This is a genomic window from Aquimarina ulvae (assembly GCF_053613295.3).
The window spans coordinates 325377-337061 of sequence record NZ_JBSIBP030000006.1 but is presented as its reverse complement, the minus strand read 5'-3'; the positions used below and the strand labels follow the sequence as shown (position 1 = coordinate 337061).

Annotated in this window: 7 protein-coding genes; 2 read left to right on the top strand and 5 right to left on the bottom strand. The window is 35.5% G+C overall.

Translation table 11 applies throughout. The features are described 5' to 3' along the window. Positions 1–187: 187 nt before the first annotated feature. Positions 188–1081: a hypothetical protein gene (locus ACWGOQ_RS15465; protein ID WP_452058744.1), complete on the bottom strand. Its 894-nt coding sequence runs from the start codon at positions 1079–1081 to the stop codon at positions 188–190. A gap of 200 nt (positions 1082–1281) precedes the next feature. After that, positions 1282–7365, bottom strand: coding sequence for an alpha-2-macroglobulin family protein (locus tag ACWGOQ_RS15460; protein ID WP_452058745.1), 6084 nt, complete (start codon positions 7363–7365; stop codon positions 1282–1284). Positions 7366–7783: 418 nt separating this feature from the next. Between ACWGOQ_RS15460 and ACWGOQ_RS15455 the strand changes: the two genes are divergently transcribed. Beyond that, positions 7784–9136 carry a UDP-N-acetylmuramate--L-alanine ligase gene (locus ACWGOQ_RS15455; RefSeq protein WP_452058746.1) on the top strand — a complete coding sequence of 451 codons (1353 nt, stop codon included), beginning with the start codon at positions 7784–7786 and terminating at the stop codon, positions 9134–9136. A 2-nt stretch (positions 9137–9138) separates the two neighbouring features. Here ACWGOQ_RS15455 and ACWGOQ_RS15450 read toward each other — a convergent pair whose 3' ends face one another. The 3 genes from ACWGOQ_RS15450 to ACWGOQ_RS15440 form a co-directional block, all read right to left on the bottom strand. Next, positions 9139–9738 (bottom strand): FMN-binding negative transcriptional regulator, encoded by a 600-nt coding sequence (locus ACWGOQ_RS15450; protein WP_452058747.1) that lies wholly within the window; start codon positions 9736–9738, stop codon positions 9139–9141. 3 nt (positions 9739–9741) lie between these two features. Next, complete coding sequence (locus ACWGOQ_RS15445; RefSeq protein WP_452058748.1) at positions 9742–10185, bottom strand: DUF1569 domain-containing protein; 444 nt, start codon at positions 10183–10185, stop codon at positions 9742–9744. A 118-nt stretch (positions 10186–10303) separates the two neighbouring features. Then, positions 10304–10750, bottom strand: a complete 447-nt coding sequence (locus ACWGOQ_RS15440) for a hypothetical protein (RefSeq protein ID WP_452058749.1) — start codon at positions 10748–10750, stop codon at positions 10304–10306. 228 nt (positions 10751–10978) lie between these two features. Between ACWGOQ_RS15440 and radC the strand changes: the two genes are divergently transcribed. Further along, positions 10979–11677, top strand: coding sequence for a RadC family protein (gene radC, locus ACWGOQ_RS15435; RefSeq protein ID WP_452058750.1), 699 nt, complete (start codon positions 10979–10981; stop codon positions 11675–11677). The last annotated feature ends 8 nt before the right edge of the window (positions 11678–11685 follow it).

The following is an 11685-nucleotide window of genomic DNA, read 5'->3' as shown; positions in this document are numbered from 1 at the left end:
AATCTGAAAAAGTATCTGAAATTAATACATAAAAAGGTGAAAAGAGGAGCAACCACAGCGAATTTAATTAAATGTATAAAAACCTCTCTTAAAGAGGCTTAAAATAAGTCGTTCTATTAAGAATTATTGGCTTGTCCAGTAGCTACCATTGTTGGCGGTAGTTAAAATTTTAAATTTTTATGTAAAGTCATTGTTGTGGCCTAAGGGTTTCAATAATCTTGGCATCAACCCAGTATTTTGTCGTCTCCCAATAGGTGCTGCCATCTTCTTTTTCTTTTTCTTCTGACCTTCCAAAAAGTAAATATTTTCCATCAGGTGTTAATCTAGCACCGCTCTCTACTAGCTCTGAATTTATCTTATCTCCCATATTAATAGCTGGACCCCATGAACCATCTTGCTGTCCAAAACTGATATAATTGTCCTGCTTACCATATCCATCGTCTCGTTCACTACCCCATATTAAGAAGGATTCATCTGGAGCTATAAATGGGTGAGCTGTCCATTTTCCCGTATTAATATGTTCGCCAAGTAATTTTGGTTCTTCACGTTTACCGTCTATTATCCTTGACATTCGGATCACGTCATTACTTTTATAGTCATCAAAAACAAAGGTGCCTTTAGAGGAAACTGACATCACCATAATACCCCAGTCTTCCCTATCAAACATGGGACCTAGACTTTTAATTTTCGACCATCCAGAACCTGTGCGCTCTATATAGTTCCATCTTGAATATAAGATGTTATTATCGCTGGGATTATGTTTAAAGCTAAATTTATTTACCCTATAATAACTACCTTCATTCCGATACACAACTAATGGGTCCTCAAAGGGATCGTTGCCGGTGTATGTAAAATAAAATTCATCCATAGTCAAAGAGTCCGTATTCCCTATTTTCCAATCTTGAGAGGTACTCTTTTTAGGGATAAAAATTTCGGGGGTTAATCCCGGTGGGTTATACCCAAAATAAAGGTTTTCCTCTTTTAAAGAATTATTCTTTTTTGTTTCAGAATTCTCGGTTTTACAGGCATTTAAAAATATTATGAATGACAGTGTTAAAAACTTAAGTATGCTATTTCTCATTGTTCATGTTGTTTTAATTACCGCCAGCATAAGTTTACATCTCCTGGTTGCTATATTGTTATAATATCCATCGAATTAAACGTTTAATTCGACGGTTACATCTTCATTTATATCATATAAATAAAACATAATTCCCTATAAACCAAAGCCAAGTACATCAATATCTGGTTTTAGTGGTTTTTATAAGGTTGACTGTGGTATTATTCCACCTTTACTCTAACGCCTTCAGAATGGCTGCTAAACTCTGGTGCATACATACTCTGTATGGTCGTGATTCCGTTAGAGAAATCTCCTTTATTGTTGACACGTAGATCATATTCAAACACATAGACTCCTTTGGGGAGATAGTCAAAGAAAAAATTAGTAGAAGCATCCTTTGTACTTTCATAATAGCCTAATCCATCCTGATATTTATATTGAGAAATGACGTTGGTCGGTTCTAGCCCAGAAGCCCTCATATCTTTCATATGTATAAACTCCATTGCGCGATCTGATCGTAGTTCGATGCGTACGCGAACCAAATCGCCTAACTGCAATGGTGTATCTTTAGTGACTTCTGTAATTTCTTCACCTTGGGCGGTATTCTTTTTTACAAAAAGCTTTTTCTTTAGTTTTAACGGAGTTTCTGCAGAAGTAATCTTATCCAGGTTTTCAAAATACTGCCAGTATAATGCTCCCCAGGCGATCCCTTTTCCTTTTTGAGTGATTTTGGCAGTAGCCATTTCTTTTTGTATTTCATTTCCGTTCCAAGACGTTTTAAAATATCCTGTACCAGCTTCTACTCTTACCTCCTCCATTTGGCTAGGATCAATTGTTTGATTTCCGATTACAATTTCTACCATATCGGTTACCGATAACCAATCGCTGCCTTGCAGAAGTAAGGCATAAACAGCTTCTGTAGTAGCTTTGGTAGTTTTCCATCGATTGGTTTGCTTGTTTTTCAATAACCAAACCTTTAGATTGTCTACAGTTGTTGTCTTTTTTGGCTCTTGTTCGATCTCAGCAAAAACTTCAACCATCAGTGCTTGGGTTTCAATAGGTGCCTGATACCAATACCAACTAGCGGTATTCGATTTCCAGTACATACCCAGTTCTTCGCTGGTGATACTTTTTTCATCCAATGATCGAATGATTTTGGTCGCGGTAGCAGGATCATTGTTTCGGTGTACTATCAACGCCAACATTCCCTGAGCATATAAACCCCTATCTAACCAATATTTTTTAGACTGGCCCATATAATACTCCCAAGCTTCATCGGTATTACTAGCTCTTTTGATATCAGAAAAGAAACTACGCATATATAAATAATGAACCTGTGTATGACTCAGATGATCTTTATTGATATCAATATTATTTTGCTTACAGTATTTCTTAAGTTTTTCATATTCTTTTACAAATTCCTGATCCAAGTATCGAACCGCTTTTTGAATCATATTCTGTGCCTTGTTATCAAATTGGGTTACTCCTAATTTTTTTAAGTGCCCAAAACCTGCGGCGACATGTTGTGTGATGTAGCGATTTTCTATTCCACCTTTAAACCACGGAAACGCTCCGGAACCATATTGTACTTGTTGCAATTTGTTTAATGCGCTTTCTAACTCATTATTCATCTTATTAAGATCAAAAAGCAATGCAATGCGTTTCTTTTGTTCTGTTTCGTTAAGTGCATCTCGTAACCAAGGTGTTTCTTGAATAATTAATGATTTTAATTCCTGATTTTTTTCGAGATTACTCAATAAAGCGTCTGTGTTTTTCCATTGCTCAAACACCTCCCGAATTCTGGGATTAGAATTGGCAATATGACTCGCTAATGAATTGGCATAATACCTGGCAAATGTTTGCTCTGCGCATTCATAGGGATATTCCATAAGGTAGGGTAGTGCCTGCACCGCGTACCAAGCTGGATTGGATGTCATTTCTAACGTGAGCTTGTGGTTTTTTAGCGTAGTCGATGTGTTGTTTTTTAACTTATCTAATGTAAAAGTTTTGGTTTGATCAGAACGTATCCACATAGGCAGTGTTTCTGTTACCATCATTCTGTTAGATAATACAGGAAGCACATTTTGTTCACCGTCAGAGAATTCACCGGCCTTGGCAACAATTTTATATTGTACCGTTTGTACATTGTCGGGGATCTCAAGTTCCCAGGAGATATTGGTGTTTCCGCCAGCTTTTACCGAGAATTCCTTGCGAATGCTGGTGTTCTTCAAATCGGTATCAATGGATTTACCAGTTAATGCATCTGTTAATTGTAATGCTATAACACCTGTAAGATCTTTAGCAGAAATGTTAGACACTTTAGAACTCAAAATTATCCGATCCCCTTCTCGTAAGAATCTTGGTGGGTTTGGTAAAATCATCAACTCTTTTTGGGTCACCGTTTCCAGTAATTGTGTACCTGCATTCAATTCTTTGGTATGGGCAAGTAATTGTAATTTCCATCGGGTCAAAGCCTCAGGAGCAGTAAAGTTAAAACTCACATTCCCTTCTGAATCTGTGGTTAACTGTGGAAAGAAAAAAGCAGTTTCCTGAAGATTTTTACGGATTTTAATACCTTCTAGAGAGGATTCTTTTTTATCATTGTTATTGTCAACAGTACCTAAAGAATCTGCTTCCTTTTCTTCTTTCATATTCCCAGCTACTGCAACTTCTTCTAATTCTTCATCGTTGGCAACAGATTCCATCGCCATTTCTGCCACAGGAGCACTTTTACTAGCCATTCTGCTCAGTTTCTCTCCTCTTACTCCTCCTACCAGATATGCGTTGCCAAAATACAGTCCAAACCAATTAAGTTGATCATAGCCTTGCGTTTGAAAGCGGTTTTTTTGATCATATCCGTCATAAATATTGAAATTAGTTTCAGTAAAACTTCTAGCAGCTTTGCGCTGAGCGTAGGAGTAATACTTAGGTCTGCTGATTGGATTAAAATACCATTGATGTGTCCTAAACTGATCTAATGAAGCATCATACATACTAGCAAGTAGTTCTGCAGTTACTTTATCTCCTTTGGATCCTTTGATGGTAAAACTCCAGGTTTCTTGTTGTCCAGGTTGTAATTTATCTCTAAAAGTGTTGGTTTCGATCGTAAGTTCTGTAGGTTCATAAGGAACTGTGATAGGCAAAGTACCACTTTGGAATCCGTTAAAATTTGCAAAGCTGTAGGCGATTGCAAATCCACCCAGATCTTCTTTTTTTACCGGTATTGTTATGGTTTTATTATTATTGGATAGTTTTACAATGTTGGTTTGGATCAGCTTGTGATTCTTTTCAATATCAACGGTTACGTATAGATCTTTTGATGCAGAACTTAGTTTTAGCACCACTTCATCCCCAGTTTTGTAGGTAGTTCTGTTTGTTGTAATTTCGAATAGTTTATTATCCGGAATTATGTTATCTGATTGATCAAATACGGTAAAGTATCTAATATCTTTCACTTCCTGTCCAAACTTGTCCGTGGTGTTTAGTGCTATCACATATTTACCGGCTTCCCATTTATTGATGGTTCCAAGGGATAATTCTTCTATGCCTTTTTCGTTATTTTTGGTCTCTTTGGTATCATAATCTTTTTCAAAAACCAGATTTCCTTTTTCCCAGTTTCTAAAATCATCCTCATTTTGATAAGCATCGTTCGGGAATAATTTTTTAAACGCTTCTTTTGTCAAACTACGATAATCAGGGGCTTTCCAGGGGCGATCACGCAATGGACATTCCGGAGCTTTTAGTTTATGGATTTTGATGGTTCCGCTATTTGCAACAAATTCATTATTAAGATTTTGCGTACGTATACCAAGGGTATGGTCTTTCTTCGCTTTGTCAATTTCAGAAGGGACGCTTATGGATGCTGTTAAAGCGTGATATCCTACACGGACATTGGTTGTAGTACTTCTTGTTTCTCCATTGATATCCGTAACATCCGCAGTCACTTTATAGGTAAAAATTGGTTGATTGTCTTTTGAAACACTTTTGTCGGGGATTGCGACAAATGTAATATGGTATTCGCCTGTATCATTTGTTTTAGTTTCTCCATAAGTGATCTCTTGTTCTTCTGTTCTATTTCTGGGAAACCAATAGCACCAGCGTGGATACTGTACTTGTCGGGATACCCGATATACTACTTTAGCATCTGTAATATTGCCACCAGCATAAGCAGTTGCAGTACCTGTAAGTTTGATACTATCATTTAGTTTATAGGTTTCTGTAACCGAATTAAATGTTGTTTCGAACTTAGGTCGTTTATACTCCTCTACCGAGAAAGAGGTACTGTTATAATTGCTTGTTTGGATGGTGTAATTGCCTGTCAGCCCCGAAGAAGGTATGATAAACTCACCTGCAAAAGACCCATATTCATTGGTCTTAAAACGTACTAGTTTAACTTCTTGTCCATTTACGTCAATGAGTTTTGCAAACGTCGGACTGTTAGTAACTACTTTGGGATCTTCTTTTCCCGTTGCAGCCATCATAATTCCTTTAAAGTACACTGTTTGTCCCGGTCTGTAAATACTTCGATCTGTAAATAAAAAAGAGGTATTTCTGGGACTATTGTCCGGAGTATTGTTGGCAGCATATTGATTGAGATATAATCCTTTAAAATATGCTTTATCAGTTCCTTTACTAATGGTTGCGGTCACGTTGTAATAATAGCCCTCTTTGATAAAAGAGGCTTCCCCTTTTTCGTCGGTGGTAAGGGTTTGATTTAAATTATTTCTTCTGTTCTCTGATATTAATTTGATCGAAGCATTTGCAATAGGAGCACCATTGTTTCTATCTATAACCTGAAACTTTGTTTCTTTTACTGTTTTGTTTTCAACAAGAGCGAGATTTGTTACCTGAAGGTTCCCAAAAGAAAACAACTGTTTTGCGTTTAGCTCTTTAGTCGTTGACCCCACAATAATGTAAGCACCTTGTAATAATTCAGGAATGATAACTTCTATATCGTGGTTTTGGTAGTCTTTTTCATCACGAAGTTTAGCTTCCCAGGAATTTACTATAGATAATTTGTTCAGAAAAGCGATTTGTTTTTCTCTTTCATAAATTGTCTGAAATAATTCTAACTGGTTTTGATTCACTTTTAAAACCTTACAATATAACCGCTCGAGATTTTTATAATTGACCAAAATTCGTGAGGGTTTGTTTATCGGAATGTAGCTTTCTACTTTTATAGAATTGACCTGTTTATCCAGTATTTGTTCTTTTAGATATTTGCAATTATTTGCACCTCTGGATTTGGGATAGGCAGCAATAGCCTCATCACATATCCTGATTGCTTTCTGAAGTGTCCATCGATGTATTTCATTTTCATTAGGGATATATGAAGCGGCTTGTGTCTGGTAAAGATGGGCAATTTCATAATCATATAGTGTAGAAGACGGACTGCTTTCGTGTTTCTTTTTTTCGGACTGTAATGTAGCCAGTAAAAGTTCTTGCTTGTCTATAAATACGGCGTGATCATAAACGAATTGTAAGCGCTCAATATTTACTTCGATCAATGCATTAGGTTGCTGATCTCTCTTATGAAAATTGATAAGGTTTTGATAAATTTTTAACGCATGAAACTGCAATGATAATGAGTCCTGAGTACTAAGTTTACGCATCGAAAATTTTACATGCCCCTCCAAATAATCAGGAGAATCTATTTCAAACGCATACGCTGGTTTGGTTATGTTGGTTTCTGAAGTTTTGTAAAAAGCTAAAGCATTATGTGATAGGAAATCATAAAGTGTAGGTCTGTATACTTTAGAATTCCTTGCTTGCGAAAGTATATTATCAAATTGTGCTAAATCGGTTTGTTGAGCTAACAACCCATTATCTAATGATTTTTGATAGTATTTATGGACTTCCTCAAATAAGGTTTCCAAATCCCAGGTTCTAAAGTCTTCTTTGTCTACTTTTTCTGAAGTTTTGGTTCTATTATAAAACTGCCACCTGTTTTCCTGAAAATATTGCCAATACAAATTTGCCAAAATACTTTCCAGAATGTTCCTGCTTGGAAACTTACTTTTGTTGATTTCACTTTTAAATTCCTGAATAATATTTAGTTGTGCATTTTCTTCTAAAATCAGATTGTATTTGGCCTTATAAAGTAATGCTTTGATGATTTGATCAGAATTGTTGGTGTTTTTGGCTTTGGTCTGTATGTTTTCTACAATTTCTAATGCAGATTTTGGAAGTCCCTGTTGGTCAAAATCTTCTACTTTTTTCCAGTCGTCCTGATAATTGTCTTGCGAGGCCATATAATGTAGGTTTGTAATAAAGAGTATGAAAACAAGAATGATATTTTTCTTCATCTGTTTGATTTTTGTGTTTGTTAAATCAGTAACAAGTCTTGTACCATTTTTCTTTGTACAAACTTGATGTAGGTAAATAACTGTATAAAGCTACATAATTGCAACGGTAATTTAGGGAAAAGCTTGTTTTGTTTAGTGAAGTCTTTTAATAAATGAGTGTTTGGGTATGTGAATAGGTTGGCAAGTGAGCAATGCAATTGGTAGTGGTTTACTTATAACCTGATCTTTATTATAGAAATGCGGCGTTGTAAATATTAATATTTCCTTTAATGAAACGTTTTATGCCTTTTTTAGCTTGCCGGTTTCTGAGGTTTTCACAAGCTCAAAGCACATAGATACTTTTTGTTTTGTCGTAAATCGTAATCCAAACTTCGCAATTAATTTTATCTTTACTCTCTTCAAAAAAAAGAACATAATTATGCGAGTACATTTTATTGCTATAGGAGGTAGTGCTATGCACAACCTGGCTATGGCACTGCATCAAAAAGGAGATCAGGTAACTGGGAGTGATGATGTTATTTTTGAACCTTCAAAATCAAGATTAAATCATTTTGGGTTGTTGCCTGAAGCTTTTGGCTGGTTTCCTGAGAAAATTACTGCCGATATTGATGCAATTATACTGGGTATGCACGCTAAAGAAGATAATCCAGAGTTACGTAAAGCCCAAGAATTAGGGGTGACAATATATTCGTACCCGGAGTTTCTGTTTGAACAGTCTAAAAATAAAACCCGTGTGGTTATTGGAGGGTCTCACGGTAAAACTACGATTACCTCAATGATTTTGCATGTCTTGCATTATCATGAAAAAGAAGTAGATTATATGGTGGGTGCACAATTAAAAGGTTTTGATACCATGGTTCATCTTACAGAAGATAATGATTTTATGGTACTAGAAGGAGATGAATATCTTTCTTCTCCGATAGACCGAAGACCAAAATTCCATTTATATCAACCTAATATTGCATTACTTAGCGGAATTGCCTGGGATCATATTAATGTATTTCCGACATTTGAAAATTATGTGGATCAATTTCAGATTTTTGTAAATAGTGTGGTTCGCGGCGGAAGTATTAATTATAATGCAGAAGATACTGAAGTGGTAAAAGTGGTTGAGAATTCTGAAAATCAAATTCGAAAAATACCATACAAAACCCCAGCTTATAGGGTAGAAGATGGAGAGACATTATTACAAACTCCAGAGGGAGAAATGCCTATTGAAATTTTTGGCGCACATAACTTAAATAATCTGGCAGGAGCCAAATGGATATGCCAACATATGGGTATAGACGAAGATGAATTTTATGAAGCCATTGCCTCTTTTAAAGGGGCTTCTAAAAGGCTGGAAAAAATAGCAGAAAGTAATACTGCAGTTGCGTATAAGGATTTTGCACACAGTCCATCTAAAGTAAGTGCTACGACCAAGGCTGTAAAAGACCAATATAAAAACAGGCAATTGATTGCTTGTTTAGAATTACATACATATAGCAGTCTTAACGCAGAGTTTCTCAACGAATACGAAGGAGCACTGGATGCAGCTGACGAAGCTGTAGTGTTTTATTCCCCAAATGCTGTAAAAATTAAACAGTTAGAAGAGGTCTCTGCAGAACAAATAGCACGGGCTTTCAAAAGGAATGACCTTATAATCTATACCAACCCAGACGAGTTTAAAACGTATTTATATCGCAAGGATTTTACGAATGCTGCATTGCTTCTAATGAGTAGTGGTAATTATGGAGGTTTAGATTTTGATGAGGTAACGGAATTGATTTAAGGTTAAAAATGCATTTCGTACAATCCATTCACAAAATCGGCAATATTCTTTTGATTATTTTTGATAAGTTCATGCTTGGCATTTTCAATATCCGCAGGTATTTTATCCTGACTTAGTTTGAACTTTCCTTCCCATTTTTGTACCTCAATTTCGAAACAATGTATGTATGGAACCAGGCGATCCATTCTAGGGTCTTCTAATGATAATATAAAATCCTGATTAGGAGCTTCAAGAAATTCTGTCATCATAACCATAGATTTTTTTATAATTTCAGTTTCTTTTATTTCGTTTACGATTCCTGTTGCGTGTGCAATAATATAGTTCCAGGTTGGTAACTGATTAGTGGTATAAATCGATGGTGAAATATAGGTTTGCGGCCCCTGAAAAATTGTAGTAACCGGATAATTACTTTTCAATAATTCGACATGAGGATTCTTGGTATCAATATGTCCAACAAGCTTTTCGTCATGAAAAATAAGCGGTGCATGCGTTACAAAAGGTGTTGTGTTCTTAGCAGATATAAGAGTGGCAAAAGGGTAAGAAGTTGCTACACTTTTAATATGCTTCTCGTTATAGTCCTGATGATGTTTTGGTGGATACACAGGCTATACGTTAAATTGTTGAAGATGATGATCTAAATGCTTGTATTGCATTTTACCCCACTGATCTTTAGTAAACTTTCCGAACATAGGATGTGGATCCCAATCGGAAACCGTTCTTTTTTCAGAGAATTCGTTTACAAGCTCTAATAAATGATGCTTTTCTTTTTCAAAAACCTTTTCATCCGCTACTTTAAGTTTTGGATGGGTGGGTAAACCTTGCTTCCAAGGTTTGTCATTATACATCGCTTTCTTAAAGAATAGTTTGGCTAATAAATTAGACTTCATTGGCGGATGATCCTTCTTAAGAGCGATTTTAAGAGGAAACTGACAGTGATAAAACATTTGGGAAACATCCATCTTACCCCACGAAGGAGTACTCGTATTCGATAAATCAAGAATACGTTTTTCTATTTCTTTTCTAGTAGATTCGTCAAAGAGAGATTTCATGTAGCGTACTTTTTAGCAATCAAAAATAACAGAATTATTTTAAAAAAGCGCGTACCAGTGCTAAGCTATTATTAAATAACTCTTAGACAATACTAAAAAGGGAGATGTTATATTTTTATTAACCTACTTTTTCGAAAACAAGTTTGAGAATACCTTCTAAATCACCATTAGCAGATATATCCGAAGGCGTTCCCAGATTGATCATTAACGGTTGATCTTTGATTTTTCCCATTAAAAAATACTGAAAAGTAGTCCCAGACTTAAATTTAAACCCTGTTAGTTGTGATCCAAAGGAAGTAAATGTTACTGCGGTTTTAGAAGTATTCTCGGCTCCAAAAGCATCAATAGTAGCGTCAAAAACAGCTGTTAACATATCATCACTGTAATAATCCCACTTTATGGATGTTCCGTTACAAGCTTGTAATTCAAACTCTGATTGTGCCTGGCATCCTCGAGGAACTTGTATGTGATTTCCTACTAGATTTAAAAAACTGATACGTTTCCTGTCTTGTCCATAGAAACATATGGTGGTGAATAGTAATACGAAAGTAAAAATGTTTTTCATAAATAGGTCAATTTGAAGTTGTTAAATTCTTTGTTTTTAGATTATGGGTGGTCAAATATAGTAAAACTTTCATTTTCAAACAAATATATATTTCAATAATATATAGATATGTGAATAGCAAGCTGTAATTGTATGAATATTTTAGGCAATAAAATATTGTGTTTGAGATAAATAGTTTATACTTATATAATTAAAATTTAAGGGAATAAAACTGTATAAAAATAGATTATGAGTAAGGTTAATTCTTCATTTTCGATCAGGGAATGGGATGAAAATGATCGCCCAAGAGAGAAATTATTGGTTAAAGGGAAGCATGTGTTAAGCGACTCAGAATTGATTGCAATCTTGATAGGTTCAGGAAATCGTAATGAGAGCGCGGTCGCATTAAGTAAAAGGATTTTAGCCAGTGTAGACCATCAAATCAATTTTTTGGGAAAGTTATCTGTAAAACAGTTGATGAATTTTAAAGGTATTGGAGAGGCTAAGGCAATTTCTATCGTTGCAGCGCTCGAATTGGGGAGAAGGAGAAAGGAGGAAGAGGTTCCTGTTGTACGTAAAATAGCAAGTAGTAAAGATGTATTCGAAATTCTAAATCCGTATATAGGTGATTTGGAACACGAAGAGTTTTGGATATTGTATCTTAATAATGCTAATACAGTATTACAAAAAAAACAAATAAGTGTAGGAGGCAAGACGGGAACATTGGTAGATCCAAGAATCGTTTACAGGTTTGCATTAGAGTTTGGTGCAACTTCTATAATCCTGGCTCATAATCATCCCAGCGGATCGTTGACTCCAAGCCAATCGGATAAAGTCTTAACCCAAAAATTGAAACATGCTGGTGCAACTTTAGATATTAAGCTCTTAGACCACCTCATAGTTACAGAAAAGAAGTATTTTAGCTTTGCAGACGCAGCAATACTATAATTAAAAGT

What these genes read in the sequence shown, in the direction of transcription:
- ACWGOQ_RS15440 (WP_452058749.1), bottom strand. Translation starts at nt 10,750, where the DNA reads ATGAAAAACATTTTTACTTTCGTATTACTATTCACCACCATATGTTTC.
- ACWGOQ_RS15455 (WP_452058746.1), top strand. Translation starts at nt 7,784, where the DNA reads ATGCGAGTACATTTTATTGCTATAGGAGGTAGTGCTATGCACAACCTG.
- ACWGOQ_RS15445 (WP_452058748.1), bottom strand. Translation starts at nt 10,185, where the DNA reads ATGAAATCTCTCTTTGACGAATCTACTAGAAAAGAAATAGAAAAACGT.
- ACWGOQ_RS15465 (WP_452058744.1), bottom strand. Translation starts at nt 1,081, where the DNA reads ATGAGAAATAGCATACTTAAGTTTTTAACACTGTCATTCATAATATTT.
- ACWGOQ_RS15460 (WP_452058745.1), bottom strand. Translation starts at nt 7,365, where the DNA reads ATGAAGAAAAATATCATTCTTGTTTTCATACTCTTTATTACAAACCTA.
- radC (WP_452058750.1), top strand. Translation starts at nt 10,979, where the DNA reads ATGAGTAAGGTTAATTCTTCATTTTCGATCAGGGAATGGGATGAAAAT.